We start from the raw sequence: 26,764 nt of genomic DNA, 5'->3' as shown, positions 1-26,764 counted from the left end.
ATGAAAGCTTCGTTTCTACAGGAACTAGGGATCTTTGATTGCGTTGTTTTACAGCAAAACAGCTCAGGTACATTCACGCTTCTTCACGCGAACAACCATTGGTTTAATCAACTTTTCCCCTCTACCAATACCGGCGAGACGATTTCATTAGATTTAGATCCTGTTTATCTGGTTGATTTTTTGTTTGATGCAAATGAGTTTTGGGAATTAGGTTCTGAAGGGCGGATCAATTCGGGAATCTGGAGTGAATCGATAGGGGATGATCTTCTCCGATTAGAAGCGGCAGCTATCCTCAAAGATAATGAGCGCTTTCTCGTTCTATTTAATCTGGAAAACGAATACAACAAGCGCCAAAGTACATTACAGATCGCCAGAGAGTTACTTCTATCAAATGATCGTATTATCGAGCAGCATGAGCAGATCCTTGAGCGCATAGAAGCAGCGACGAGAGAAATAAGCTCCGAAGACATTAAACTGTCCGCTAAAGGTTTGATAGACAGTGCCGAGTTTGGTGTCGCCATTTTCGACTCTAATATAAGACCACTTGAGCAGAACCCATCGCTCTACCGTATATTTGAAACCCGTGAGGGCGCGACACGACAACCTGCGGAAGTGCTGTTGGAACTATGTCAGAGGCAGTTTCCTGAGTTTGAGAGAGTGTTAGAAACATCAAGTCGATGGAGTGGTGAGCTCTATTGGTTGAAGCCGCCTGCATTAAGTCGCTGGCTGCAATTAACGGTTTGTCCGGTAAAAGATAGCCGTGGAGTGAATAGTCACTGGCTGTTTATGGTTACGGACATTAGCCGCGAAAAATACCTGCAACAGAGCAATGAAAAGCTAACCTATTTTGATGTATTAACCAATCTGCCTAACCGACAGTATTTCTGGCAAAGCCTTGAAAATGCTATCGATCTCAACCAGAGTTTTTTTGTTCTTCAGTTGGATGTTAAACACCTGAAGCGAACCAATGAGATTTTTGGGTTTACTGTTGGTGATCTGGTTTTAAAAGAGATTGTTGAGCGAATTCGGCCTTTCCTAAACCAGAACGACATTTTTGCACGAATCGGTGGTAACGAATTCGCAGTGATACTTAGAGATTGTGAACAGTCTCATTGTGAGAAGCTTGCGAAGCAGCTAATCGAAACCGTGAGTGAACCTTATTTTGTACAAGATAAGTATAAGTGCAACGTAGGTTTAAGTATTGGTGCGGCACATTACCCGTGTGACAGCCTGAATGCAGAAGAGCTGATGAAGTACGCGGATTTATCTTCTTTCTCTGCCAAACAAAAGCCAAAGAGCAACATTCAGTTTTATTCAACTGAACTGAAGGAGCGTTCTCGCAAACGCATTGAGCTGGAAGCGGCTATTCGGGAAGCCATTGAGCAGGAACAATTCGAGCTCTACCTGCAACCAGTCCTGGATCTGGAAAAAGGGTGCATTGTTAAAGCGGAAGCACTGATTCGATGGCAGAAACCGGGTACTGGCATTGTGCCGCCGGATGAGTTTATACCACTGGCAGAACAGACAGGTTTGATTGTCTCGATAGGTAAATGGGTAATAGATAGGGCAATGAAGATTTTGGCTGATCTTCATAAGCAGGATAAGCCGATTAAAATATCAGTAAACCTTTCACCAGTTCAGGTGAACGACAGAAATCTGCTCGACTTTATTCATTATAGCGTGACCGACAATGATATCGATGCTTCATATCTTGAGCTTGAGTTAACGGAAGGCGTGTTGGTTCAGGACTTCGAAAAGATCAGTTACTTCTTAGAAGAGGTAAGAAAACTGGGGATCAGTGTTGCTATCGATGACTTCGGCACAGGTTACAGCTCCTTATCTTATCTGCAAAAACTGCCGATAGATCATCTGAAGATCGATCGTTCCTTCGTTTGTGAATTAACAGGAAACGAAAGTGACAAAGCAATCGTGTTGGCTGTTATCGCAATGGCGAAAAGCCTTAATTTAGGTGTGATTGCGGAAGGTGTTGAGAAAGAAGAACAACAACAGTTCCTTAAAGACAACAGCTGCCAGGCCGCCCAGGGATATCTATACAGCCGACCAATACCGTATGATGAGTTCTGTAAGTTGCTGGATGAGTAAAAGAGAGTCGGTATCTAATTTTGAGATGCCTATTCCCTAATCCTCTTGGCTAGTTGATTTTGCATAGTAAACCTAAGAGATTGAGCCGACTGTCTGTGCCTTTCTCTGGGATTATTATGAAAGCATGTCTACGCTGCCTTTCGATTACTTCTACCTTTATTTTTAGCTTTGCTCATGCAGGGGATGTCTTTCTTGCTGGTGGGTATGGCGTCGCTAGCAACTCAGGTAAATATGATCATACAGGGTCGAGTGTTGAAGTAGGGTATCTGTTTGACACTAATATTATGCTTTCAGGATCAATGTCATTTCTGAATAGCAGTGAATCGGGTTGGCCATATGATCCAGAAGAACTAAAAGGAGTCAGCGCAAGTTCGATTAAGGTCGGAAAGCAATTTGATTTTGACAAAAACTCAGTAAATTTAAGTGCAGGTGTTGCCAACTATGAGTTTGAGAGGCGAGGTAGCAATTCTGATTCCGATAATGGATTAGCGCTCGGTTTGGGGTATCGCTACAACCTAAGTGATAACTTCGGCTTAGGAGTTCAGTACAATTACTTTGGCTCTGAGGAAGAGAACTTCTCTCAACTAATGATGAGTGTGACTTTTTTCTAATCTAACTGAGTTAATAGTTATCTGATGTTCAGGGGTAGGGATCAATAGTATAGAATCCTACTAGCACCTAAAAAGCCTGAGAGGCATAGCACCAATGATTGAGCAGACGTTAAAGCAGTATTTTGGATTTGATTCCCTGAGAAATGGCCAGGAAAAGGTCATTACAGATGTACTTAACGGACGCTCGGCAGCGGCGATATTTCCCACTGGCTCAGGTAAATCCTTGTGTTATCAGCTTCCCGCACTGCAATTACCTCATCTTACCTTGGTTATTTCTCCATTATTGGCACTTATCAAAGATCAGGTAGAGTTTCTGCATAGTAAAGGGATTGCAGCGGCAAGTATCGATTCAACACAGGATCGGGAAACAACGCAGCAAATCATGCAGCAAGCGAGAAGTGGTCAGCTAAAGATCCTGATGATTTCTGTAGAGCGCCTTAAAAACGAACGCTTTCGACAGTTTATCTCACAGGTACCTATCTCTTTGCTGGTGGTGGATGAGGCTCACTGTATTTCCGAATGGGGCCATAATTTCCGCCCTGACTACCTGAAGTTGCCTCACTATCGTCAAAGCCTGAATATTCCGCAGGTACTATTGCTGACAGCAACGGCTACACCACAGGTTATTGATGATATGAGGAACAAGTTCGCGATCGAAGAAAGTGCCGTAACGGTAACAGGCTTTTACCGTAGCAACTTAGAGCTTCAGGTTATTCCCAGCAGTGAAGAGCATAAACGTTCAAAGCTTATTGAGCTTATCCAGCGCTCACCAGACGCACCTACCGTTGTTTACGTCACCTTGCAAAAGACTGCAGAACACGTTGCCCAGGCTCTGCAACAGGCTGGTATTAATGCCACAGCCTATCATGCAGGACTTGCCAGTGATTTGAGAGAGTCTATTCAGCAAAGGTTTATGCAAGGCAATACATCCTGCATTGTCGCCACTATTGCATTTGGAATGGGCATAGACAAAGCAGACATCAGAAGAGTTATTCACTTTGACCTGCCAAAATCGATAGAGAACTATTCGCAGGAGATCGGGCGTGCAGGGCGTGATGGTATGCATTCCGAATGCACGATTTTAGCCAATACCAATGGTTTGAATACTCTGGAAAACTTCATCTATGGTGACACGCCAGATAAAACGGCTATCGCGCATGTTATCGATCAGGTTTACGCTTGTGATAATGACTGGGAAGTGATGCTTAACCAGCTTTCCAGAGACAGCAATATCCACCAGCTGCCTTTAAAAACTCTTCTCGTCTACTTGGAGTTGCATGGCGTGATTCAATCTCAGTACAGCTATTTTGCAGATTATCGCTTTAAGTTGTTAGAGAGTGAATCTGTAATTATGAGCCGATTCCAAGGAGAAAGGAGGGCGTTTGTAGAAGCGATTTTCCAGTGCTCAAAGAAAGCGAGAACCTGGCACAGCTTAGACTTTGATGCGCTGTGGATGACATACAGTGCAGAACGAAAAAGAGTTGTTGCGGCAATAGATTACTTTAGTGAGCAAGGTTGGATTGAGCTTGAGAGTAAGCAAATAACAGATGTTTACAGAGTATTGAACACGCAGGTTGTAAAATCGGATCTTGTTGAGTCCATGTATCGCTTATTTGCGCAAAAAGAGAAGAACGAAATCGGCAGAATTCACGCAATGGTAAACTTTTTCCAGAGTATAGAATGCCTTAGTTATTCCCTCGCATCTTACTTTTCCGACTCCAAAGCCCCAGAAAAGTGTGGACACTGTTCCGTGTGTAAAGGAGATGTAGCAACGCTTTCAGGAGCTGATTTAGCACCGATTGATGACGAACAGCTCTTCAAATGGATACAGCCTTACAGGCAGGCAGGTGGTAATGGCTTATCACCAAAAGCCATTTGTCGCTATCTATGTGGAATCACAACCCCATTAAGCACAAAGCTTAAAGCAAGCAAGATGGAAGGTTTTGGGAAGTTGGAAGCTTATCCATTTGCAACTGTAGCTAGAAAGGTAAAAGAGCTTTTGGAACATGATGATCTAAAAGCCAGGTAAGCTGTACAACTGCGATTTAGGCGCTGCCAACTTACCTGGATGTAGCTTGTTCGGGGCTTAGTTTGTGGATGCCTCGTACTGGGCTTCAATCTCTGCCGCTTTTTGTGCTGCTGGCCTTGATTGCAGTGCTGACAGATAAGCAGTTAGTGCTGGATATTCAACTAGTAACCCAAGTGCTGCAGATGTTTCAACAATGAATGACAGTAAGATATCGGCTGCAGTAAATTGCTCTCCTACAAGCCACTTATTCTCCGTCAAATGGTTGTTTAGGTAACCAAGAATGAGCGCTAGTTCTTGTTTGCTATAACCGTCAAGAAAACGCGTTTCACTTCCGTCGATCTTCAAGAAGTAGTGAAGCAGCAAAGGTAGTGCTGCAGAGCTTTCCGCAAAATGTAACCACTGCAAATAGAGTGGATATTGCTCTGACTCTTTTGATGGAACGAGTGAGTCGGAAGCAAAACGCTCAGCTAAATACTCGGTGATGGCTCCAGATTCTGCCAGTACACGGCCTTCTTCTTCAATAACAGGTGATTTACCTAGTGGGTGAATCGCTTTCAGCTCAGGTGGCGCTAAGTTAGTTTCTGGCACTCTTTGATATGCTTTTACATCATACGGAACCTGAAGCTCTTCCAATAACCAGATAATTCTTTTTGAACGTGACTTATTTAAATGATGAAGCGTAATCATGAGCTGACCTATTGTTGTATTTGAGTGGTTTATATATTCACTCTAACAATAGAAAATTAAGTTTGCAAGCAATTATATTGCGTGCAACTGTTTGTGTTGGTGCAGCTTAATTAGCTTTAGGAACATCATGATCCAAATACTCTATAAGCTGCTCAATGCACAGGTACAGAATGAAAAAAGCCTGTTGAACATACTCAACAGGCTTAAAGTTTTGCGATATTTATTGATAGGTTAAAGCAAGTTGTTTATTGGCCAAGGCAAGTGTCGCCAATACGTGCTGGTGCAATCTTATCTAGTGTCACGTTCAGCTCTTTCCAGTCGCTCGCCATTTTGTCTGCTTGCTTCTGTGTTAGTACACTGCCGTTTTCAGCAATACGGTCTGCTTCTACTTTCGTGTAGTGGAAGATAGTCATATCAACAGACTTGTCGTCTTTGTATGCTTTTTCCATGTTTACGACGTTTTTCTTGCTGTCGTCGATGAATACAACGCTATCGAACTTCTGACCAGTTTTGTCCATCATGTACTGAAGCATTGTGCCTTTGTTCATACCTGTGGTCATCATGATACCGTTGATATAGCTAAGCGCACGCTTAGGGTTGTCAATGTACACAGGCATTGTGTCAGAACCTTTTTCCGTAAGCGGAGAAATAGTCATGTCATAGCCGTTACGGATCATTTCACGCTCAGTCGCTGCACGGTAGTTAGGAGAACGTGAAGTTAGAGCAAATACAGTCAGCCCTTTGTCCTGCCAGCTACGAACTGTTGCAGGTACATCTTTTTCGATGAGTTCCTGAGGAACCAGTTCATATAATAGGCCGATAGAGTCCTGGAACAGGCAATCTACTTTGTCTTCAGCAGCAGGTTTTACATCTAGCTTGCCACGCTGCCACTGGTACCAAATGTCACCACCAAGGTCAGAAGTAGAAGTCAGTAGAGTATTGTCAATATCGATAACAACTAGTGGGTTTTCGCCTTTCTCAGTTAGTTGACTAATTTTAGTAGCAACATCGTTAAAACTTTCAGTTTCTTTTACCACTACATCAGCAGCAGCAGAAGTACTAACCGCTAGTGTTACTAGTGCAGCAAGAGTATTTAGTTTCATATCCTATCCCTCAAACAGTATGCTTTGTGCCACAATAACTTTCTAATTAAGCAATTGTTAATTAAAGCTATGATTTTATAGATTTTTTCAGAGAGGGGAGTATATGTATTTGTTCCATTTTAAACGGGAGGTTGCTCACATAAATACAATGCTATTGTTATAAAGTAACATATAAAAATAAAATAGGAGCACGCAAACAATTAATCAACAGATTTCTTTATTGAATCTGGCCACTTTTCTTCATAACTTGAGGTGTCAAAGTTAACCAGTTCGACTTTCTCATAGATTTCTGCGGCAACTAGCTTTCTTTCTGTATTAAGAAAATATATCAGCTCACAAAGAGAGTTAGATACCAACCTAAGCCGGGTTAGGCAAAAGTTACTTTTGGCATTCGACATTGCAGAGCATAACAACTCTTCTAATGCCAATATGGATTCGGAGTTTTTATGTGCTTCTTCAAAAGTTTCGAGGAACTCTTTATATGTTATGTATCGTCTGTTTCCTGAGCTATCGATACCCGCAATTCGCTCACCAATTTCGGCTTGCATCAATTGAAATATAGGTCTGTCTCTTGAAACTCTGGATTTTGAAAACTTCTGGAGATCGGTTTCTGCAAGGGCTCTCTCTACCTTTTTTAAGTGATAATTAAAGGTGTTGGTTTTAGTGTTGTCGCCAAAGTCCAAAAAGCTTATGTCATTGCGTAGTGTATCAACCCAGTAAAAATATTTGGCAAACAGGTACAGAGTGCTCGATAAGTAGTGGCTTTTGGTCATGGGCCAGGAGCCATACATTGGTTCGTTATCTTTCGAGAGCAGAACTGGATTTTTGGCCTTAGATTGTTTCTGGCAAAGGTGCCAAAGACGATCTTGCAGATCGGTAGCTGAAGTTAAAATAGTACCTGAGTATTTATCAACGGTGCTTTCTAGCTGGTTATTAATTTCGATTCTATTGGAGTAATCTAGCTCGGACTTCTTCAGCGAAGACCTATATTTCTCGATATCTTTCTTAAAAAAATTGTCGACTAGCGCTTTGCCTATAAAGGTAAAGACACCTATCGCAGTAGCAGCGCCTCCTACGCCTGAAAATGAAAGTAGGAATACTTCTGAAATTGTCATGAAACCTCCCTAATTGCATCTAGAGCTTATGTTTAACGCTGAAGCGAGTGGCGATACACAAACCAACTAACCCAAAACAAGAAGCATCTCTGAAACCAAACCAATGAGTTAATCATAGTGAAGATTATTTCACTGTAGCCGTCTTTGTTTTGATATTAGTGGAAAGCGATACATGGCTAGGGGGTAGGAGTTTAGTTTAGATTGGCTTCAAAAGGGACAACAACAAAAAAAGCCTGACGAGTTTCCTCATCAGGCTTTCTGGTATCTGGTGGCCCCTCGCAGACTTGAACTGCGGACCAATCGATTATGAGTCGACTGCTCTAACCACTGAGCTAAGGGGCCGAATAGGTGGATGATTATAGGGGAACGTGGGGGAACTGTCTAGCGGCTATAGGGGGCAATTACGCTTAGTTTTTATCCACTTAAACTGGGAATAATAAAAAAGGTGAGCAATCGCTCACCTTTTGTTCGATATTGACAGTGATATCTGCTAAATATCGTGGCTTATCAACTGATATAAGCCAGTTATTTAACTGCCATCACTTCAATTTCAACCTTTGCATCCATTGGAAGCCTTGCTACTTCTACACACGAACGTGCCGGAAATGGCGCATTGTGCTTAGTGAAGAAAGCATCGTAAGCAGCGTTAATGATCGTAAACTGATTCAGGTCCTTTACAAAGACGGTCGTTTTTACGATGTTGGCCGCGGTCAATCCGGCTTCCTCAAGTATTGCCAGTGCATTGTTTAATGATTGATTCGTTTGCTCTGCCACATCTTCAGGTATAGCTTTTGTTTCTGGATCCAGTGGTAGCTGTCCAGATGTGATAACCATGCTGCCTAAGTCGACACCTTGAACATAAGGACCGATTGCTGCTGGTGCATTGGAGGTAGCGATAGCTGCCATATTCTTCTCCTTCTGATTAACCGTTGTAAGCTGGCAGCATGCCTGCCATAGACATAAAGTGGAACGCTGCTGTAAGAACACCAAAAGTAAGCAGTGCTGCTATCATTGGCTGGCCGCCTGGTGCAACAAAGCCTTCGCTGCCGTTTTCTTTAGCTCGTGTTTTGTGAGCAAGCATAGCCGGTACGATACATGTCCAAACTGTCGCTGCTGCACCTGCATAACCAATTGCGATTACAAACCCGAATGGGAATAGCAGTGACAGAACTAGTGGTGGTAAGAAGGTAACCGCCCAAGTTTTAGCGCGCCCCTTTTTACAATCTTCGAACTTGAATAGGTCTGCCAAATAGTCAAACACACCTAAACCTACACCGATAAATGAAGACAGAATTGCTGCCATTGAGAAGGCGTTGATAGCATTTGATACCTTGTCAGATTCGATCACTGTGCTTAAAGCCGTTAGTAGTGCGTCGACGTTGCCACCTTGCTCGATAACAGGACCAAAGTTAGAGCGAGGCAAGTTACCAAAGATGCTGACAAGCCAGAGCGTGTATAGACCCAGTGCGATAACGGTGCCACCAAGAATCGCATACTTAGCTTTGCGCTCTTCTCCGTAATAGGCGCGCATAGACGCAACCGAGTGATGGTAACCAAAAGATGCCAGTGCTACAGGAAGCATAGCCATTGCGTATGGTGCATAGCTTGATTCTTTGCTTGCTTTATCAAGCAGTACAGCTACATCTACTTTTACCGCAAGGCCGGATACACCAAATACAAAGGTCAAGATCATAAGAGCAATAAGAACGACAGAAATTCTGTCTACCGCTCTTGTTGAGTGCCACACAAATGCAGAAAAGATAAGTACAAAAATTACTGAGGCTACTTTGCTATCGATACTCAACATGTCTTGAATTATCAAGCCAGAGGATGTGATGTAAGCGTATAAAAGAATGCCGCCTACAAAGTACACTGCCAGATTGTTAACGAAGTTGATCTTATCTCCCAACAGGTCTTTCGTTACTGTGTTGAATGAGACTTTCAAGTCATAGTTTTTGAACGATTCCAGCAACATCCAGCCAGAAACTGTCATAAACATCATGGTAATCATAATGGCCAGAAGTGACCAAATCATCCAGGAGCCAGCCCCAGCACTGGGGAGTCCGAGCATTCCGGCACCCACACATACACTTGCGATAATGCAGGAACCGCCAAGTAGAGACGGAGTTTTATTCATATTGTTGTGACCTAAAAAATAACGTTATTGGACTTAAAAAAAGCGCAGTGAAATTACTGCGCTTTATGATTGATTATGCTTTTTCTTCTAATTTTGTTGTCTGGTCTACGTCAGCACTTTCTACCTCTTCTAGGCGGGCAGTAAAGTGGCGAAGTACTTTAGGCTCATAAGTAAACGTCAGACCTTTCACATTAGCTGCGTTCTCTTTAACTTCTTTGAACGCTTCAATGATGAAGTTCATATGAGTTTGAGTGTAAGTTGCACGAGGAATCGTTAGACGCAGAAGCTCTGCCGGGCAAGGGTGCTGCTTACCTGTTGCTGGATCGCGGCCAAGTAGCAGTGAGCCAATTTCTACAGCACGAATACCCGCAACTTTGTATAGCTCACAAGCCAATGCGTGTGCTGGGAACTGGTCTGCCGGGATATGTGGTAGTAGTTTACCTGCATCAACGAACGCAGCGTGTCCGCCTGCTTGCTGACAAACAACACCGATCTCTTCCAGGCCATCTACCAGGTATTGTACCTGTGCAATACGGTAAGCAAGCCAGTGCTGTCTCATACCATCGTAAAGGCCAACAGCAAGGCGCTCCATTGCACCGCCTTCAAGGCCACCATAAGTTGGGAAGCCTTCCTGAACAACACAAAGTGTTCTACATTCTGTGTAAACGTCCAACATGCTGTCATCTTTGAAACAAAGTAGGCCACCCATCTGTACCATGGCATCTTTCTTCGCAGACATCGCCAGACCATCAGCATACTTGTAAGATTCTTTTGTAATCTGCTCAATAGTCCAGTCTTTGTAGCCTTCTTCACGTTGCTGGATGAAGTATGCGTTTTCTGCAAAACGAGCAGAGTCCATGATTACTGGGATATCGTACTTCTGAGCGATTTCATAAACCGCTTTCAAGTTAGCAATAGAAACTGGCTGACCACCTGATGAGTTGTTAGTGATTGTGCTTACAATGTAAGGAACGTTCGCTGGCCCCGCTTCTACAATCGCTTTCTCAAGCTTTTCAAGGTCAAAGTTGCCTTTGAAATCAGCTTCAACAGAGGTATCGAATGCTTCGTCTGTATAAACGTTGCGTGCTACACAGCAGTTAAGCTGAGTGTGGCCCTGAGTTGTATCGAAGAAGTAGTTAGAAATAGCGACCATTTTCTCACGGTCTAAGCCTTTTTCTTCTTCACGTTTCTTGATTAATACAGGGATGTAAATCTGTTCTGCACCACGACCCTGGTGAGTTGGGATTGTGTACTGATAGCCGAAGATGTCTTCAACAGCTTTTTGTAGTGCATGGTAGCTGCGGCTTCCGCTATAGGCTTCGTCACCTCGGAACATTGCTGCCTGCATTTCTTGTGTGATTGCGCCTGTACCACTGTCTGTCAGCAGGTCGATAAAAATGTCATCACTATCAAGAAGGAAAGGGTTCATCCCTGCTTTTAAGATAGCAGATTCGCGATACTCTCTAGTTGTACGTTTTACTGGTTCAATTACGCGAATACGGAATGGTTCTGGTAGGTGTTTAAAGTGATCCACAATGTTTTCCTTTATTTAATTAATAGCAGTTCTTCTCGTGGATATTTAATTATTAAATATTCACAAGTGAACTTATTTATATTTTGGGTGCAACAACTCAGGTTAATTAAATAACCTTAAAGCCTGAGTCGAGATTTTTGCTGACAGGATCCAAAAATAGGCTTGATATTAAGCAGATAGAGGTACTGTTAGCAGAAGTGGCGCAGCAATGCGCGCAAGGGTTTATCTAGAAGGGAAGAAGCAAGCGATCTTGTAATCTAAGTTGTACCAAAAAGATTGGCTTTGATCGATGTTCATTGCTAACCTCCTTTTTGAAACTTATTTGACGGATACGAGATATATTCTGATTATCTATAATAATAACGACATGTCATTATTATCTAATTCATATTGCGATTTGGATAACATTTTATTTTTAAGTTGAGATAAATATTATTAACTTATTTTTATTTTTAAAATTTAGGCATAAAAAAAGGTGAGTAAAACTCACCTTTTTAGTTTGAATGTCTGTAGCTCTAATTACTCATCCAGGAAGCTGCGCAGAGTTTCTGAGCGGCTTGGATGACGAAGCTTACGTAGTGCTTTTGCTTCGATCTGACGAATACGCTCACGGGTAACGTCGAACTGCTTACCAACTTCTTCAAGAGTGTGGTCAGTGTTCATGTCGATACCAAAACGCATACGCAGTACTTTAGCTTCACGCGGTGTCAGACCTGCAAGAACGTCTTTCGTTGCTACTTTCAGGCTTGTCGAGGTAGCAGAGTCCAGAGGTAGCTCCAGAGTTGTATCCTCGATAAAGTCACCTAGATGCGAATCTTCGTCGTCACCGATTGGTGTCTCCATTGAGATTGGCTCTTTAGCGATCTTCAGCACTTTACGGATCTTATCTTCAGGCATCTGCATACGCTCTGCCAGTTCTTCCGGAAGCGGCTCACGACCCATTTCCTGAAGCATCTGACGAGAGATACGGTTCAGCTTGTTGATTGTCTCGATCATGTGCACAGGGATACGAATAGTACGTGCCTGGTCAGCGATAGAACGAGTGATTGCCTGACGAATCCACCATGTTGCGTAAGTCGAGAACTTGTAACCACGACGGTATTCGAACTTATCTACCGCTTTCATCAGACCGATGTTACCTTCCTGTATCAGATCCAGGAACTGTAGGCCACGGTTGGTGTATTTCTTCGCGATAGAGATAACAAGACGTAAGTTTGCTTCAACCATCTCTTTCTTCGCACGGCGTGCTTTCGCTTCACCAATAGACATACGACGGCTGATGTCTTTAATGCTTTGTACCGGAAGAGAAGTCTCTTCTTCGATAGCTGCCAGCTTCTGAATAGAGCGACGAATCTCTTCTTCGTTACGCTTGATCTTCTCAGCGTATGGCTTGTCTGATGCTAGTACTTCGTCTAGCCATGCCTCTGATGATTCGTTACCAGTAAACAGAGTAACAAAAGACTTCTTAGGCATTTTGCCGTACTCAACACAGTGGCGCATAATCAGGCGCTCTTGAGTACGTACACGATCCATAGAGGTACGTAGTTCGTTTACAAGGTAATCGAACTGCTTTGGAATCAGACGGAATTCTTTGAACACGTCCAGTAGTTCACCAGATGCTTCTTTAGAAGCGTTGGCTTCACGACCATGCTCATTGATTGCTAGTTGAAGGTCCTGATACTTGTTACGAAGGTCAGTAAACTTCTCCAGAGCCAGCTCTGGATCGATACCTGTATCTTCTTCTTCATCCTCGTCGTCATCAGAGGATTCTTCATCAAGTTCTTCGTCGTCTTCTTCTTCAAGCTCGGTTTCTGAAAGCTCAGAACCGATGTGAGTTGCTGTAGGTGCAGCAGTCTCTGCATCGTTCGGGTCTACGAAGCCTGAGATAAGGTCTGTAAGGCGAAGCTCTTCAGCTTGTACCTTGTCGAACTGCTCAAGGATGTAAGAAATAGTGCCAGGGTATTCTGCAACAGAGCATTGAACCTGGTTGATACCATCTTCAATACGCTTTGCAATATCGATCTCGCCTTCACGAGTCAGTAGTTCTACTGTACCCATTTCACGCATGTACATGCGCACTGGATCGGTAGTACGGCCAATTTCGTTTTCTACACTTGAAAGTGCAGCTGCGGCAGCTTCTGCTGCGTCTTCATCGGTGATGACGTTGTCATCGTTTAGAGACATTTCATCTGCATCTGGTGCAGTTTCAACGACTTTGATGCCCATGTCGTTGATCATCTGAATGATGTCTTCTACCTGCTCAGAATCTACGATTTCTGCTGGTAGATGGTCGTTAACTTCGGCGTAGGTCAGATAGCCTTGTTCCTTGCCTTTAATTACAAGTAACTTTAGCTGTGACTGCGGATTTTGATCCATAGACGATATCCAACTTCTGGTCTGAGTGATGATGTAAGAATGCGAAACGCAAACCGCCAATTATAACAAATTGAACAAACTTTGACTACGAGTTAAGGGTTACGCTTTTAAGTCTAGCATTAAAGCTAGCAGCTCCCGTTTTTCTTCGGTTGATAAACCGACACTTCTTTCTTTCGCTTGCAAAGCTTCAATCTGTTTTTCAATACACTGGGCAAAGATTTTGTCCAATGCATCCAGGAATATATCTTCTTCAATATCATCGTCTTGCAGTGGGATGTCCCAACCTGCCAAGCGTGATATCAAACTTTCATTTTTATCATTACGCCAATATTCTAATAATTGGCCTGTGCTGATATGGGGATTTGATCGACAATTATCAACCACATCCGTTAATAAACTTAGTCCGGGAATGGAAATTTCGCGAACACTAGTTAAGTCTGGCACCAATTCTGCGAACCCCGGGTTCTGAATTAAGAGCGCGATCACTTCCCGCATTGGGGTTCGCTTAATCTCTTTATGGGGCTGTGGTGCTGTATTTACTGGTGCTTTCTTCCGAACCTGATGGTCTAAAAAGTTACCCGTCTTCTGACCTAGCAACCTGAAAAGCTGTATTTGTAGATGTTCATCAGGCACTTTTTCAATAAGCGGTTGTGCTAGTGCTTCTAGCGCGGCTTTACCTTCAGTACCACTGATCTTGATTTGTTCGCCAAGATTCGCAAACAGGTACTCAGAAAGTGGCGTTGCATTGGCAACTTGTTCTTCAAACGCTTCTTTACCGTATTTACGGATGTAGGTATCCGGGTCTTCACCATCAGGTAAGAACAGGAACTTAAGGACGTTGCCGCTTTTCAGATAACCCAGCGCATTTTCCAGCGCGCGCCATGCTGCTTCTCGTCCGGCTCTGTCACCATCGTAACAACAAACCACAGTATTGGTTTGTCTAAACAGCATTTGTAGATGGTCGCCAGTAGTAGAGGTACCTAGCGATGCAACCGCATAGTCCACACCATATTGCGCTAGTGCCACCACATCCATATAGCCTTCAACCACCAGAACCTGTTCCGGCTCACGGTGTGCCTGTATTACTTCGTAAAGGCCATAAAGCTCTTTACCTTTATGGAAAACAGGGGTTTCTGGTGAGTTCAGATATTTTGGGGTGCCATCGCCAATAACACGGCCACCGAAGCCGATCACTCGTCCGCGTCGGTCGCGTATAGGGAACATAACACGTCCGCGAAACCGGTCGTAACGATTACCCTTATCATTTTCGATAAGCATACCGCCAGTAACCAGCATATCCTGAGTGTCTTTGTTCTGGCCGAAGTTCTTTCGGACTGAATCCCACTCATCAGCAACAAATCCAATGCCAAACTTCTGGACGATTTCGCCAGAAAGGCCACGCTCTTTCAGGTAGTCGATAGCGTGTTTGTTACCAGATACTTTTAACTGAGAACGATAGAACTTAGCGATACTCTCCAACAGGTCGTAAAGGTTACGCTTTTCCTGTGTATTGCTTCGGGGAGCATTGCTAAATTTACCACTACTTTCTTCGCGAGGTACTTCTAAACCCTGGCTATTTGCCAGCTCTTCTATTGCTTCGACAAACTCAAGGTTGTCGTAATTCATCAGGAAGTCGATGGAGTTACCGTGCGCACCACAACCGAAGCAGTGGTAGAACTGTTTTTCCTGGCTGACAGAAAAAGAGGGAGTTTTCTCGTTATGGAAAGGGCAGCAGGCACCGTAATTTTTGCCCTGCTTTTTAAGCTTTACTCTGGCATCAACAATATCAACGATATCTACTCGGGCGAGTAGGTCGTCAATAAAACCGCGTGGAATAAGTCCTGCCATATGCCTCAGAGTTTCTTATACGGATACAAACAAGCCGTGCACTCCGAAAAGGATAGCACGGCTTGCTATAATTTGATTCAGGTATCAAGCAAGTTTAGAACGAACTAAACCGCTAACTTTACCCATATCTGCGCGGCCCTGAATCTGCGGCTTAAGCACGCCCATTACTTTGCCCATGTCTTGCATGCCAGCTGCACCAGAATCAGCAATAGCAGCTTCAATCAGAGCAGCTACTTCTTCTTCGGTTAGCGGTTGAGGCATAAATTCCTCAAGGACTGTAATTTCAGCTTTTTCAGCATCAGCCAGGTCTTGACGACCTGCAGATTCAAACTGCGTAACAGAGTCGCGACGCTGTTTAACCATTTTTGTCATTACAGCAATGATGTCGTCGTCAGTCAGAGTGATCTGCTCGTCAACTTCACGTTGCTTAATTGCTGACAGGGCTAAACGGATAGTGCCAAGGCGCGCTTTGTCCTTGGCTCTCATCGCATTTTTTTGCTCTTCTTTGAGTTGGTCAATAAGAGCCATAACTAATTCCTTCTGGACTTAGCTATTAGTACAGGCGAACGCGACGTGCGTTTTCGCGAGCTAGCTTCTTAGCGTGACGCTTCTGAGCAGCTGCTTTAGCGCGTTTGCGAACTGTTGTTGGTTTTTCATAGTGCTCGCGACGACGTACTTCAGATAGGATACCTGCTTTTTCGCAAGAGCGCTTGAAACGACGTAGTGCAACGTCGAACGGTTCGTTTTCACGTACTTTAACTACTGGCATATGCCTTTCACCTCAGGGGTTATTCGTTAATGCTGGTTCCATATTTACCGTATCGACATCGATCGGTATTTAACCAGCTTGATCAAAAATGGTGCCGAATTTTAATCCGATCACCATCCCTTTGTAAAGTATTATCGTGGTCAAAATTTGTGGAATTAGGTAATATTGCGCCAATTTTACTGATTGAGATAGGCGTGCAGAGAAAAGTATGCGCATTTTAGGTATTGAAACATCCTGTGATGAAACAGGTATTGCGATTTATGATGATGAGAAAGGATTGCTTTCGCATCAACTATATAGCCAGGTAAAACTTCATGCGGATTACGGTGGCGTAGTGCCTGAACTGGCTTCCCGTGACCATGTGAAGAAAACTATCCCTCTTATTAAAGAAGCACTAAAAGATGCGAATCTGACTTCTGAAGATATTGATGGTGTTGCTTACACAGCTGGCCCGGGCCTGATTGGAGCACTAATGGTCGGTGCAACCATTGGTCGCAGTATCGCTTACGCTTGGGATGTTCCAGCAGTGCCTGTGCATCATATGGAAGGGCACCTTCTTGCGCCTATGTTGGAAGATAATCCACCACCATTCCCGTTTATTGCTCTGTTGGTTTCTGGTGGTCACTCAATGATTGTAGAAGTGCAGGGCATCGGTGAGTACAAGATTCTTGGTGAGTCTATTGATGATGCTGCCGGTGAAGCATTTGATAAAACAGCTAAGCTTCTTGGCCTTGATTATCCAGGCGGTCCATTGCTTTCGCGTCTTGCAGAGAAGGGCACTCCGGGCAGATTTAAGTTTCCTCGTCCAATGACAGACCGTCCGGGGCTGGATATGAGTTTCTCTGGCCTGAAAACTTTTGCTGCTAATACTATCGCTGCGAACGATGATGACGAACAGACTAAGGCAGATATCGCCTACGCATTTCAGGAAGCAGTATGTGCAACACTGGCGATTAAGTGTAAGCGCGCGTTAGAACAGACAGGCCTTAAGCGTATCGTAATTGCTGGTGGTGTAAGTGCGAACAAGCAGCTACGAGCTGAACTGGAAGCGCTGGCTGAGAAAGTGAAGGGTGAAGTTTACTACCCACGCACAGAGTTCTGTACTGATAATGGAGCGATGATCGCTTATGCAGGTATGCAACGGTTAAAGAATGGTGAAGTGTCGGATTTATCGGTAACAGCTAATCCAAGATGGCCGATTGATACTCTAGAGCCTATCAAGTAAAACTATTGTGCTCGCTCCCATGTTTCTACGTGGGAGTATGTACCAGAACAAAGCTATTCAGATATGCATTCCCACGTGGAGCTTGTGGAGTGGGATCACATCTTGTATCACCGTAACCTACTTACTATCTCCCACCTTAGGTTCGGTTCCCTCTATCAACCTCTTTATATTGTCGTGATGCCTGAAAATAATCAGGCAGCAGAGCATTGCTACAGGCAAGGTATATTGAGGCTTCACCAGCCAGGTATAAAAAGGAGCGAGAAGTGCAGTAAATATGGCAGCTGCTGAAGAGTAACGTGATATCAGAGCAACAGATAACCAGGTAATACCGAGCATCCAGGTTAACTCCCATCCTATCGGTGCAATCGCACCAACCGCAGTCGCGACACCTTTTCCGCCTTTGAAGTGAAAGAAAATAGGATAAATATGTCCCAGACAAGCTGCGATTCCTATAACACCAAGTATCAGAGGGTCGATACCAAGATAATAGCTAACCCACACAGGAATGGTCCCTTTAAGCATGTCGCAGATCAATACAGCGATAGCCGCTTTTTTCCCGCCAACTCGGAGAACGTTCGTTGCTCCGGGATTTTTTGAACCAGAAGATCTTGGATCTGGAAGTTTATATAGACGACAGATCAACACAGCACTAGAGATCGAACCTAACAGGTAGGCAAAAATGATCATTATCAGTGCTAGTGGCGTCATCGTTAATTCCTTTGAGGATGATCGACAAACTAAATGTTTGTTATCATGAGCAACCTTTTTGTCGCGATATTCAAAATCATACGTTCTTTTGAACACTTTTGGTATCCGACCTGTCTCAGATTTGGAGTAACTACATGTCGCTGGATAAAGTTTTTATTGAACAGCTTGAAGTCATCACCACTATTGGTGTTTATGATTGGGAACAGACCATCAAGCAGAAGCTGGTTCTTGATATCGAAATGGCTCATGACAACAGAGCCGCAGGTAAAAGTGATGATGTGGTTGATGCTCTTGATTATGCTGCAGTAAGTGAAGCCGTGTTAAACCATATTGAAACAGGTCGTTTCCTGTTGGTTGAGAGAGTCGCTGAGGAAGTCGCTGAGTTGATCATGCAGAAGTTCTCAGTACCCTGGGTCAAGATTCGGCTAACGAAACCTGGAGCAGTACCTCAGGCCAGAGGTGTTGGGGTGATTATAGAGAGAGGCCAGCAATGACCACTGCCTATATTGGTGTCGGAACGAATATAGAACGTAAAAAACATGTAAAAGCTGCTATCCAGGAGCTGTCAAAAATTGATAAATCGCTTATAGTGTCGCCGATTTATGAGTGTAAAGCAGTCGGTTTTAATGGCCCGGTGTTTTATAACCTTGTAATTAGACTAAATACTGCTTTTACGTTAACGGAATTTTCACATTGCCTGCGTAACATTGAATTTAGTTGGGGAAGAAAAGAGAACGCTCAAAAGTATCAGGATCGTACACTTGATCTCGATATTCTCTTGTTCGGTGAACAAGTGTCCAAAGCTAACCCTGAGATTCCAAGAAACGATATCTACAAGTATCCGTTTGTTATTCAGCCTCTCTACGATTTGGCGCCAGATTTGGTCGTGCCAGGAAGTGGAGAAAGGGTTCGTGAAATTTGGGCGGGAATGGACGGCTTGGACTCCCTGAAAGTAGTAGATTTATTAATTTAATGGACACTTATGACTTATATAGAAGCTTTTATTCTCGCCTTAATTCAGGGCCTGACTGAGTTCTTACCGATCTCCAGTTCTGCGCACCTGATTTTGCCTTCAGCTATATTGGGGTGGGAAGATCAGGGCTTAGCCTTTGACGTTGCTGTGCATGTAGGCACACTTGCCGCTGTTGTAATCTATTTCCGTAAAGAAGTGATAACGCTCTTACAGGCTTTCTTCCAATCTATCTTTAAAGGAAGAAGAGACAAAGAGGCGAAGTTGGCTTGGATGCTGTTGTTAGCGACCATACCGGCTTGTTTGTTTGGCCTGTTTATGAAAGACATCATTGAGCTGTATCTACGCAGTGCCTGGGTAATTGCGACAACAACGATAATATTTGCGCTATTGCTTTGGTGGGTGGATAAGAACGCCTCTTTGATGAATAACGAATATGAGGCTAGTTGGAAAAAATCTCTGTTTATTGGTATTGCTCAGGCTTTGGCGATGATTCCGGGGACATCGCGTTCAGGTGCTACTATCACAGCAGCACTTTACCTTGGCTTTACACGAGAAGCGGCCGCTCGATTCTCATTCCTGATGTCTATCCCAATCATTACGATTGCAGGTACGTATCTTGGCTACAAACTGATGAATAGCGCTGAGATTGTACATACCGGGCATTTATTTACAGGCATTATCACATCATTTGTTAGTGCTTATATCTGTATTCACTTCTTCCTAAAACTGATTTCAAGAATGGGGATGACCCCATTTGTAATTTACCGACTCATACTCGGATTTGGCTTATTGGCAATGCTTGTAATGGCTTAATTTAAAAGAAGGTGGGCTACGATTTTTCGTAGCCCATTTTTAATTTCGCCCTAATCTGTTTGTCTGCTGTCAGCTAATGCTATCGAGATTGCATCGATTCTTCTCTTATCCAGTTCATCCCGTATCGCTTTGCCTTTAAAACCATCTGAAATAATCTCCTGAACCTCGATAGAAAGAGCAGCCTGATAAGCGGATTCTACAATCGCTTTTTGAGGGTAAGCGTTGTCTTCAAAACCTTTCCGTCCTTGATGGTCGGCTACGCAACTCAGTAAAACACCTCCCAGCTTTTCCGGCTTTCTCCAAACATCCAAACTGTTAAAGATTTTAAGGAAAGTCGCGGGTCTCAGTTCTTTTGCTCTATGTATATTGGAGTGCTGAGCGCAAACTGCCAGAGCGAGCTCTTTGTATTCATTTGGCACTCTTACTCTTTCACATAGCGCTTTGATGATAGGGAGCCCACGTGACTCATGCATTTTATGGCTAGGCCACTCTGCCTTTGGTGTTACACCTTTACCAAGGTCATGTGTCTGTGCGGCAAAACGTATTACCGGGGAACTAACGAGCTTAGCCGCTTGATTTGCTACCATCAGGGTGTGCACTCCAGTGTCTATCTCTGGGTGCCATTTTTCTGGCTGAGGTACTCCGAACAATGCGTCAAACTCAGGAAGAACGATTTTCAGTGCACCGCACTCTCTTAATACCGATAAAAACACATCTGGGTTTTGCGTTAGTAAAGATTTATGCCACTCCTGCCAAACTCGTTCTGGTGTTAAGTGAGATAACTCACCTGACAGGACAATCTGCCTCATCAGCTCAATGGTTTCATCGGCCACCCGAAAGCCCATATGAGAAAGCTTTGCAGCAAATCTTGCGACTCTGAGTACTCTGAGAGGGTCTTCGACAAATGCTTCAGATACATGTCTTAGCTTGCGATCTTTCAAGTCTTGTTGGCCGTTGTATGGATCATGAAGCGTTCCATCATCATCCATTGCTATCGCGTTGATGGTTAAATCGCGTCGTTTAAGATCTTCTTCCAGAGTAACATCTTGAGAAAAGAAGCATTCAAACCCGGTATAACCTGAGCCTGACTTTTTTTCTGTTCTTGCGAGGGCATACTCTTCTTTGGTTTTGGGGTGCAGAAAAACCGGGAACTCTTTACCGACGCTCTGATAGCCTTGCCGAAGCATCTGATCTGGGGTTGATCCGACAACAAGCCAGTCTTTATCGTGGTTTTTAATGCCCAATAGCCGGTCTCGGACTGCGCCACCAACAAGATAGATCTGCAATTTGAACACTCCTGACAACAATTCACTTATATGTACTTTACATTCTATCAGCTGGTGGTAGTTTTCTTTAAGCCTGTTTTGTCAGGCGTAGCTGTTAAGAAGAGATCGCAGAAATGTATAAAGACTACTTTGGTTTTATTGAAGCACCATTTTCAATAGTGCCAAATGCAAAATACCTGTTCCTTAGTACTCGTCATCGAGAAGCGTTAGCGCATCTTCAAGCTGGGTTAGGTGAGGGTGGCGGTTTTGCTATGCTGACTGGTGAGGTCGGGACGGGCAAAACAACCGTATCCAAAGCTATGCTCGCTTCCATAGGCAGTGATATCGAAGCCCGATTAATATTGAACCCAACCTTTTCAGAGACTGACTTACTCGAAGCTATTTGTGATGAGTTTGCTATCGGTTATCCGGAAAATGCTTCACTTAAACAGTTAAATAAAGTGATCTTCAGTTACCTTCATAGCAATCATGACAAAGGAAAGCAGACTCTTCTGCTTATCGATGAAGCGCAGCATTTGTCGGCTGGTGTACTGGAGCAACTGCGACTTCTTACCAATTTAGAAACGGACAGTCAGAAGCTTCTAAAAGTGTTGTTAATTGGTCAGCCTGAGTTACAGGCAAATCTTCAAACAGAACAGCTACGTCAGTTAGCTCAGCGTATTACTGGGCGATACCACTTACTTCCGTTAACTGAGCAGGAAATAGAGCAGTACATTCATTTCAGAACAAAGACCGCTGGTGTTGAGTCTCAACTGTTTTCTAAAAAAGTAGTGCGGATCGTTGCCAAACAGACGGGCGGCGTACCCAGACTAATTAATCTGGTCTGTGATAAAGCGCTTCAATATGCTTGTTACAACGGAGAAAAGACAGTTACTGCATCTGTTGCTGAAAAGGCTTGTGAGGATGTGATGTCTTTTCAGGCTCCATCGTTTAGCCGAGGAAAAATTCAAAAAGAAAAGGCGAGCCCACTTCCCGCTTATGCAGCGCTTGCGGGTATCGCGTTGCTCATTGGTAGTTATAAGTTTGCGCCACAAATTCAGAGCTATACCGAAGTGCAACTTGAGCCGATTCCTGTTGTTCAGAATATAGAACAGCCACAAGCTACAAGCAGCGATGACTTACAACAGTTTATGCAGCGGAGCAGCAGCGAAGTTGAAGCGATTCAAACGCTATATCGCCTTTGGGGGATGGAAGCGGGTGCCAGAGAAGCGAACTGCAATTCCGAGTTTAAAGTCCCGTTCCAATGTGAGCAGGTAGTTGGTCAGCTAGAAGATATAAAAGCAAATGGGCGGCCTGTTGTTCTGAATTTAAGTGAAAATGGTCGGAGTTTTTACGCTGTGCTTTATGCGGTATATCAGGATAAAGCAGAACTGCTAAATCAGTCAGAGAGAATTCAGGTGCCTGTTAGTTGGCTAGAGTCGGTATGGAACGGAAGTTACACAACGCTCTGGTACAACGAAGTGGACAGAACGCTTAGATTTGGTAGTACTGGTGAGTCGGTGAAAGTTTTAGATACATTGCTGGCGAATGCACTTAATGAGCCTCTTTTGGAAGAAGAGACATTTGGTGACCGGATGTATCAGCGCGTACGAATCTTTCAACTATGGCAAGGGCTTGAAGCCGACGGCGTCGTGGGAACACAAACATTACGCTTACTGGATTTGGTTGCTAATCAGAGTGCTCCTGAATTGAAGATTTACCCTCATAATGAACAGGAGGGTATCTAATGAGTCATTGGAGTCGTAACCCTTTAACGCTGTTTTCATTAGCACTGTTGCCAGCCGCAATCAGTGTTGGATACCAGATCTATCAGACAGTGGAAAATCGCCAAATAGAAGTTGAGTTGGCGAAACAGAATATTGCGCTTTTAGCGGAACAAAAAACCAAACCCGTGAAGCCTGATGTTGTGATGCTTGAGTACCCTAAACTTGAACAAGGTAAACCACTGGCCCTTTTAAGAGCCAAACTTATTCGACAAAACGCGGAACAGCCTTTGGAGAGTGGTTCTGCTAATGTAAATTCGGATTCTTCAACGAAACAGGTTGCAGAGAAATCAAACGATGTTCCTCGTAATGTAGAAAAGAAGAGCAAAGAACTTACTTTAGATGAGCTTGATTTGAGTGAACTTTCTCCTGAACTGGCAAAACTGGTTCAGGGTGCTCTGGATGAATCTGATTCAACGGCTACTGAAGCTGGTACTAAGTCAGAGCCTATAGCGGTGACAACTCAGCCAGATAAGCTTGCCGAGAGTCGTGGTAAGTACGAAGGAAGGTTACCCCCCCTTGATCTGCAGACACATATGTATGCGACAGATTCCAAACGAAGGTGGGTAAAGATCAATGGCAGAGAACTCAATGAAGGGGATTGGTTGGACAATGATATTCAGCTGATATCAATAACACCCAGAATCATTGTTATTGAGTTTGCGGGTCAACCAATAGAAATTCCGGCTCTATTCGAGTGGAAAGGCTAAGCTTCAAATAGGACGCAATAAAAAAACCGCTCCACGATGTGAAGCGGTTTTTTAGAAATGGAGCTTATGCCCAGCCGTTTGGCGATTTTTTACGGCGAGGAACAATGTGAGGAAGAACCAGGCCTAATAGCAAACCGATTCCCGCAACACCGCCACCGTACATAAAGTACTTAAGAAGAAGGTCTTCTTTTTGCGTATCCAGGCGAGCACGTAGTTCACGAATCTCTGTTTGAGATGAAGTTAGCTGCTGGCTAATATCACTATAGCTTTGCTCTAGCTCTGCAATTTGCTTGTTACGGATATCAAGAGATTCGATTAAACCTGCTTGCTCCTGATTTGCATTCTTTTCGGCATTTGACAGTTTTTCTTTTACTGTCGCCAGCTCTTTTTCCAGAGCAGGAAGACGAACTGCCATACTTGCGCGGTTAGTAACAAACTTGCTCTCAACCCAGCCTTTACGGCCTTTACTGTCAATCACCTGGCTATAACCAGTTGATTTGTCCACTTCAACAAGGTTGACCTTGTCTCCTGCGTTCACGCTTCCGATGATTCGGAACTGGTTACTTGGGCCGGAATGCATGTAAGTGAAAAGGTTGTCTGCGATATAACGTTGTGCTGCAAAAGCGCTCGGTGTGGCAATCAGCATACACAATACCAAGCTGAATAATTTCTTCACGGTAAGTCCTTTCAAATCCTTCATTGAAACCAAGACTATTTAGGGCGAGATGACCTTAGTCTTTTTTTTAAATTCATGGGTTGAATAGTAAGAAGTTTCATTAGGCGCTGCAACAAAAGAGGCCCTGTAATTGACCTTTTCTGTGCAATTGAGTCAAATATGACATTATCCTAACGAAACTTTCGTGTTTAGTTTCAGGAGAATATTGCCAGAATAATCTCATAGAAGACTATCGCCAATATCGCTCCGGCAGGAAGAGTCACTACCCAGGAAACCACAATATTACGAACTACCCCAAGGTTTAGTGCAGCGATACCACGTGCAAAACCAACCCCCAATACTGCGCCTACCAGCGTCTGAGTAGTAGAAATCGGCAGACCTGTACCAGAAGCTAACACCACAGTTGAAGCGGTTGCAAGCTGAGCTGCGAAACCACGGCTTGGCGTCAGTTCAGTAATGCCCGTACCAACGGTTGCCATTACTTTGTGTCCTAGTGTTGCTAGTCCGACTACGATACCAATACCACCCAGAGGAAGAATCCACCATGCGATACGGCTTTTTGCGGTAATCTCACCCATGTGTTCAACAGTAGATACGATAGCGGATAGTGGTCCAATCGCGTTTGCTACGTCATTAGAGCCATGTGCAAATGCCATAGCACAGGCTGTGATGACCATCAGAATGCTGAAGATACTTTCAACTCCTGAAAAATGGCGGTCTTCGTTATTGTCTGAGAATTTCTTACCGATATAGATGTAACCACAGATCATAACGATCACGGAAACCCCAATAGCCCAGCCCCAGGCTTCTACACCAGTTAGGTGCAATCCAACATGCTTCAGACCTTTCTTAATCGTCACCAGCGCGATAGTTAGTGTCGTTAAGAACATGTACACAGGTACATAGCGCTTAGCATTTTTTAGGGGAGTGTCGGTATCAAAGATAAACTTTTGAGCACTTATAAATAGCCAGTACGCGATGATGCCGGCAATTAAAGGTGTGACTATCCAGCTACCAACAATGCCTTTTACAGAGTTCCAGTCTACGGCATTGCTGCCAACTGAGATTAATGCAAAACCGATTACCGCACCGATGATGGAGTGTGTAGTTGATACTGGCCAACCCATAAAGGAAGCAAGCAACAGCCAGGCACCAGCGGCGAGTAGCGCTGACATCATACCGAAGACAAGTGTTTCTGGTTGATCTGCAAATACCGCTGTTTCGATTACGCCTTTTCGAATCGTGTCGGTAACTTCACCACCCGCAAGGTAAGCACCAGCGAACTCGAAGATCATCGCGATGACGATAGCTTGTTTTACGGTTAATGCTTTAGAGCCTACGGATGTACCCATCGCGTTTGCAACATCGTTGGCACCGATACCGATAGCCATGAGTAAACCAAAAAATGCGGCAAAACCTATAAGCAGAGTGCCGTAGTTAGCAAGGATATCCATAATTCAATCCAATAATTTAGTCATACCAACACCGCAACTCATCGGTGCCACTATGTTTAGTGGCACTATGCGGTGAGTATTTATCTGAAATAGTGAGTTAGGAACGAGCTAGCATAAGCTCAAGACGGTGTCCGACACGAAGCCCCTGGTCTGCGATGTCACCAAGCAGTTCCAAGACTTTGTACATGAAAATCACATCGATAGGATCGTGCTCTTTTTCCACTTTTCGAAGATCGCGACGCAGTTGCATCTGCAATGCATGAGTTTCATCTTCAATTTCATCGAGTCTGCAGATCATCTCTTCGACAAGATCGACTTCACGTCCTTTAAACCCTGTCTCTAGCAACTCATCAAACTCGCAAACCACTTTGTATGCTTGATTAGCAGAGCTTAGGCAGCTCTTAACTAATTTAATAAAGTCTACGTAAAGTGGTGCAGGTAGTTTAAGTTGGCGCACAATAACGCGCTCAGAGATAGCTTTAGAAAGGTTAGCTAGTTTGTCTTGTTGAGTGAGTAGATCAAGCAAGTCGGTACGAGCTACGGGAAGAAATAACCCTTTAGGAAGGCTTATGCGGATTTCACGCTTAAGGATATCTGCTTCTTTTTCTTTGTCAGAAATGATGCTGCAAACTCTGGTCGCTTCAGACCAGTCATCTTTATGGCATGCTTCAAAGAAGCTCACCAAGTAAGAACAGCATTCATCTACGCATACAGCGTGTTCTTGCAAAGGCTTAATTGGGGATTTAGCGAACAACCCCATAATAGTATTTACTGGCATAATTATTTACCAAAAATATAACCGATTTAAAAAGTCGTTTTTCTAGTGAAATGTGCTGCGGTCATA

25 protein-coding genes and 1 tRNA gene are annotated in these 26,764 nt (G+C 43.8%); 9 read left to right on the top strand and 17 right to left on the bottom strand.

Annotated features, from left to right (window positions below):
• The 3 genes from SNR28_RS24205 (at window position 1) to SNR28_RS24195 (ending at window position 4,743) form a co-directional block, all read left to right on the top strand.
• Window positions 1–2,103 carry a putative bifunctional diguanylate cyclase/phosphodiesterase gene (locus SNR28_RS24205; RefSeq protein WP_375751438.1) on the top strand — a complete coding sequence of 701 codons (2,103 nt, stop codon included), beginning with the start codon at window positions 1–3 and terminating at the stop codon, window positions 2,101–2,103.
• Window positions 2,104–2,219: 116 nt separating this feature from the next.
• Complete coding sequence (locus SNR28_RS24200) at window positions 2,220–2,714, top strand: outer membrane beta-barrel protein (RefSeq protein ID WP_375751437.1); 495 nt, start codon at window positions 2,220–2,222, stop codon at window positions 2,712–2,714.
• A 94-nt stretch (window positions 2,715–2,808) separates the two neighbouring features.
• Complete coding sequence (locus tag SNR28_RS24195) at window positions 2,809–4,743, top strand: ATP-dependent DNA helicase RecQ (protein WP_375751436.1); 1,935 nt, start codon at window positions 2,809–2,811, stop codon at window positions 4,741–4,743.
• A gap of 57 nt (window positions 4,744–4,800) precedes the next feature.
• Here SNR28_RS24195 and SNR28_RS24190 read toward each other — a convergent pair whose 3' ends face one another.
• From SNR28_RS24190 to rpsU, 12 genes are all read right to left on the bottom strand, one after another.
• Complete coding sequence (locus SNR28_RS24190; protein WP_375751435.1) at window positions 4,801–5,430, bottom strand: glutathione S-transferase family protein; 630 nt, start codon at window positions 5,428–5,430, stop codon at window positions 4,801–4,803.
• 245 nt (window positions 5,431–5,675) lie between these two features.
• Window positions 5,676–6,533 (bottom strand): DUF2608 domain-containing protein, encoded by an 858-nt coding sequence (locus SNR28_RS24185; protein ID WP_375751433.1) that lies wholly within the window; start codon window positions 6,531–6,533, stop codon window positions 5,676–5,678.
• 200 nt (window positions 6,534–6,733) lie between these two features.
• On the bottom strand, window positions 6,734–7,648 hold the full coding sequence (locus tag SNR28_RS24180; RefSeq protein ID WP_375751432.1) for a hypothetical protein: 915 nt from the start codon (window positions 7,646–7,648) through the stop codon (window positions 6,734–6,736).
• 266 nt (window positions 7,649–7,914) lie between these two features.
• A tRNA-Ile gene (locus SNR28_RS24175) sits at window positions 7,915–7,990 on the bottom strand.
• Between the two features lie 183 nt (window positions 7,991–8,173).
• A complete protein-coding gene (locus SNR28_RS24170) occupies window positions 8,174–8,554 on the bottom strand; it encodes a Rid family detoxifying hydrolase (RefSeq protein WP_375751431.1) in 381 nt (126 codons plus the stop codon).
• A gap of 16 nt (window positions 8,555–8,570) precedes the next feature.
• Window positions 8,571–9,785: an aromatic amino acid transporter gene (locus SNR28_RS24165; RefSeq protein ID WP_375751430.1), complete on the bottom strand. Its 1,215-nt coding sequence runs from the start codon at window positions 9,783–9,785 to the stop codon at window positions 8,571–8,573.
• A gap of 73 nt (window positions 9,786–9,858) precedes the next feature.
• Window positions 9,859–11,319: a tryptophanase gene (tnaA, locus tag SNR28_RS24160; protein ID WP_375751429.1), complete on the bottom strand. Its 1,461-nt coding sequence runs from the start codon at window positions 11,317–11,319 to the stop codon at window positions 9,859–9,861.
• Between the two features lie 222 nt (window positions 11,320–11,541).
• The gene (tnaC, locus tag SNR28_RS24155) at window positions 11,542–11,616 is read right to left on the bottom strand and encodes a tryptophanase leader peptide (protein WP_375754166.1); all 75 of its coding nucleotides are present in this window, start codon (window positions 11,614–11,616) and stop codon (window positions 11,542–11,544) included.
• A gap of 222 nt (window positions 11,617–11,838) precedes the next feature.
• Window positions 11,839–13,695 (bottom strand): RNA polymerase sigma factor RpoD, encoded by a 1,857-nt coding sequence (gene rpoD, locus SNR28_RS24150; protein WP_375751428.1) that lies wholly within the window; start codon window positions 13,693–13,695, stop codon window positions 11,839–11,841.
• A 99-nt stretch (window positions 13,696–13,794) separates the two neighbouring features.
• Window positions 13,795–15,543, bottom strand: coding sequence for a DNA primase (gene dnaG, locus SNR28_RS24145; protein ID WP_375751427.1), 1,749 nt, complete (start codon window positions 15,541–15,543; stop codon window positions 13,795–13,797).
• Between the two features lie 84 nt (window positions 15,544–15,627).
• Window positions 15,628–16,071, bottom strand: a complete 444-nt coding sequence (locus tag SNR28_RS24140) for a GatB/YqeY domain-containing protein (protein ID WP_375751426.1) — start codon at window positions 16,069–16,071, stop codon at window positions 15,628–15,630.
• 25 nt (window positions 16,072–16,096) lie between these two features.
• Window positions 16,097–16,312 (bottom strand): 30S ribosomal protein S21, encoded by a 216-nt coding sequence (rpsU, locus tag SNR28_RS24135; RefSeq protein WP_001145625.1) that lies wholly within the window; start codon window positions 16,310–16,312, stop codon window positions 16,097–16,099.
• 208 nt (window positions 16,313–16,520) lie between these two features.
• Between rpsU and tsaD the strand changes: the two genes are divergently transcribed.
• The gene (tsaD, locus tag SNR28_RS24130; protein WP_375751425.1) at window positions 16,521–17,537 is read left to right on the top strand and encodes a tRNA (adenosine(37)-N6)-threonylcarbamoyltransferase complex transferase subunit TsaD; all 1,017 of its coding nucleotides are present in this window, start codon (window positions 16,521–16,523) and stop codon (window positions 17,535–17,537) included.
• Between the two features lie 117 nt (window positions 17,538–17,654).
• Here tsaD and plsY read toward each other — a convergent pair whose 3' ends face one another.
• Window positions 17,655–18,245, bottom strand: a complete 591-nt coding sequence (gene plsY, locus SNR28_RS24125; protein ID WP_375751424.1) for a glycerol-3-phosphate 1-O-acyltransferase PlsY — start codon at window positions 18,243–18,245, stop codon at window positions 17,655–17,657.
• A gap of 134 nt (window positions 18,246–18,379) precedes the next feature.
• Between plsY and folB the strand changes: the two genes are divergently transcribed.
• Genes folB through SNR28_RS24110 form a run of 3 tightly spaced genes read left to right on the top strand, consistent with a single transcriptional unit; the run spans window position 18,380 to window position 20,031 of the window.
• A complete protein-coding gene (gene folB / locus SNR28_RS24120; protein ID WP_375751423.1) occupies window positions 18,380–18,739 on the top strand; it encodes a bifunctional dihydroneopterin aldolase/7,8-dihydroneopterin epimerase in 360 nt (119 codons plus the stop codon).
• Window positions 18,736–19,218 carry a 2-amino-4-hydroxy-6-hydroxymethyldihydropteridine diphosphokinase gene (gene folK / locus SNR28_RS24115; protein ID WP_375751422.1) on the top strand — a complete coding sequence of 161 codons (483 nt, stop codon included), beginning with the start codon at window positions 18,736–18,738 and terminating at the stop codon, window positions 19,216–19,218. The genes folB and folK overlap by 4 nt, the downstream gene beginning before the upstream one ends.
• Window positions 19,219–19,227: 9 nt before the next feature.
• Window positions 19,228–20,031 carry an undecaprenyl-diphosphate phosphatase gene (locus SNR28_RS24110; protein WP_375751421.1) on the top strand — a complete coding sequence of 268 codons (804 nt, stop codon included), beginning with the start codon at window positions 19,228–19,230 and terminating at the stop codon, window positions 20,029–20,031.
• A gap of 50 nt (window positions 20,032–20,081) precedes the next feature.
• On the opposite strand, the gene SNR28_RS24105 is transcribed toward SNR28_RS24110, so the two are convergent.
• Window positions 20,082–21,317 carry a multifunctional CCA addition/repair protein gene (locus SNR28_RS24105; protein ID WP_375751420.1) on the bottom strand — a complete coding sequence of 412 codons (1,236 nt, stop codon included), beginning with the start codon at window positions 21,315–21,317 and terminating at the stop codon, window positions 20,082–20,084.
• Between the two features lie 113 nt (window positions 21,318–21,430).
• On the opposite strand from SNR28_RS24105, the gene SNR28_RS24100 reads away from it, so the two are divergent.
• Both SNR28_RS24100 and SNR28_RS24095 read left to right on the top strand, forming a co-directional pair.
• Window positions 21,431–23,044 (top strand): AAA family ATPase, encoded by a 1,614-nt coding sequence (locus SNR28_RS24100; RefSeq protein ID WP_375751418.1) that lies wholly within the window; start codon window positions 21,431–21,433, stop codon window positions 23,042–23,044.
• Entirely contained in the window at window positions 23,044–23,790 is a 747-nt protein-coding gene (locus SNR28_RS24095) for a general secretion pathway protein GspB (RefSeq protein WP_375751416.1), read from the top strand. The genes SNR28_RS24100 and SNR28_RS24095 overlap by 1 nt, the downstream gene beginning before the upstream one ends.
• Window positions 23,791–23,854: 64 nt before the next feature.
• Here SNR28_RS24095 and SNR28_RS24090 read toward each other — a convergent pair whose 3' ends face one another.
• The 3 genes from SNR28_RS24090 to SNR28_RS24080 all read right to left on the bottom strand — a co-directional run bounded on the left by SNR28_RS24090 (window position 23,855) and on the right by SNR28_RS24080 (window position 26,698).
• On the bottom strand, window positions 23,855–24,466 hold the full coding sequence (locus SNR28_RS24090; RefSeq protein ID WP_375751415.1) for a TIGR04211 family SH3 domain-containing protein: 612 nt from the start codon (window positions 24,464–24,466) through the stop codon (window positions 23,855–23,857).
• A 194-nt stretch (window positions 24,467–24,660) separates the two neighbouring features.
• Window positions 24,661–25,920, bottom strand: coding sequence for an inorganic phosphate transporter (locus SNR28_RS24085; protein ID WP_375751414.1), 1,260 nt, complete (start codon window positions 25,918–25,920; stop codon window positions 24,661–24,663).
• Window positions 25,921–26,017: 97 nt separating this feature from the next.
• Window positions 26,018–26,698 (bottom strand): TIGR00153 family protein, encoded by a 681-nt coding sequence (locus tag SNR28_RS24080; protein WP_375751413.1) that lies wholly within the window; start codon window positions 26,696–26,698, stop codon window positions 26,018–26,020.
• Between the last annotated feature and the right edge of the window lie 66 nt (window positions 26,699–26,764).

This window comes from Vibrio iocasae (assembly GCF_042245395.1).
Lineage (GTDB): Bacteria > Pseudomonadota > Gammaproteobacteria > Enterobacterales > Vibrionaceae > Vibrio > Vibrio iocasae.
This window is presented reverse-complemented; position numbering and strand designations above follow the sequence as displayed.

Bases quoted from the DNA above. Each gene is read 5' to 3' on its own strand.
- SNR28_RS24205 (WP_375751438.1), top strand. From the start codon at position 1: ATGAAAGCTTCGTTTCTACAGGAACTAGGGATCTTTGATTGCGTTGTT.
- SNR28_RS24200 (WP_375751437.1), top strand. From the start codon at position 2,220: ATGAAAGCATGTCTACGCTGCCTTTCGATTACTTCTACCTTTATTTTT.
- SNR28_RS24195 (WP_375751436.1), top strand. From the start codon at position 2,809: ATGATTGAGCAGACGTTAAAGCAGTATTTTGGATTTGATTCCCTGAGA.
- SNR28_RS24190 (WP_375751435.1), bottom strand. From the start codon at position 5,430: ATGATTACGCTTCATCATTTAAATAAGTCACGTTCAAAAAGAATTATC.
- SNR28_RS24185 (WP_375751433.1), bottom strand. From the start codon at position 6,533: ATGAAACTAAATACTCTTGCTGCACTAGTAACACTAGCGGTTAGTACT.
- SNR28_RS24180 (WP_375751432.1), bottom strand. From the start codon at position 7,648: ATGACAATTTCAGAAGTATTCCTACTTTCATTTTCAGGCGTAGGAGGC.
- SNR28_RS24170 (WP_375751431.1), bottom strand. From the start codon at position 8,554: ATGGCAGCTATCGCTACCTCCAATGCACCAGCAGCAATCGGTCCTTAT.
- SNR28_RS24165 (WP_375751430.1), bottom strand. From the start codon at position 9,785: ATGAATAAAACTCCGTCTCTACTTGGCGGTTCCTGCATTATCGCAAGT.
- rpoD (WP_375751428.1), bottom strand. From the start codon at position 13,695: ATGGATCAAAATCCGCAGTCACAGCTAAAGTTACTTGTAATTAAAGGC.
- dnaG (WP_375751427.1), bottom strand. From the start codon at position 15,543: ATGGCAGGACTTATTCCACGCGGTTTTATTGACGACCTACTCGCCCGA.
- SNR28_RS24140 (WP_375751426.1), bottom strand. From the start codon at position 16,071: ATGGCTCTTATTGACCAACTCAAAGAAGAGCAAAAAAATGCGATGAGA.
- rpsU (WP_001145625.1), bottom strand. From the start codon at position 16,312: ATGCCAGTAGTTAAAGTACGTGAAAACGAACCGTTCGACGTTGCACTA.
- tsaD (WP_375751425.1), top strand. From the start codon at position 16,521: ATGCGCATTTTAGGTATTGAAACATCCTGTGATGAAACAGGTATTGCG.
- plsY (WP_375751424.1), bottom strand. From the start codon at position 18,245: ATGACGCCACTAGCACTGATAATGATCATTTTTGCCTACCTGTTAGGT.
- folB (WP_375751423.1), top strand. From the start codon at position 18,380: ATGTCGCTGGATAAAGTTTTTATTGAACAGCTTGAAGTCATCACCACT.
- folK (WP_375751422.1), top strand. From the start codon at position 18,736: ATGACCACTGCCTATATTGGTGTCGGAACGAATATAGAACGTAAAAAA.
- SNR28_RS24110 (WP_375751421.1), top strand. From the start codon at position 19,228: ATGACTTATATAGAAGCTTTTATTCTCGCCTTAATTCAGGGCCTGACT.
- SNR28_RS24100 (WP_375751418.1), top strand. From the start codon at position 21,431: ATGTATAAAGACTACTTTGGTTTTATTGAAGCACCATTTTCAATAGTG.
- SNR28_RS24095 (WP_375751416.1), top strand. From the start codon at position 23,044: ATGAGTCATTGGAGTCGTAACCCTTTAACGCTGTTTTCATTAGCACTG.
- SNR28_RS24085 (WP_375751414.1), bottom strand. From the start codon at position 25,920: ATGGATATCCTTGCTAACTACGGCACTCTGCTTATAGGTTTTGCCGCA.
- SNR28_RS24080 (WP_375751413.1), bottom strand. From the start codon at position 26,698: ATGCCAGTAAATACTATTATGGGGTTGTTCGCTAAATCCCCAATTAAG.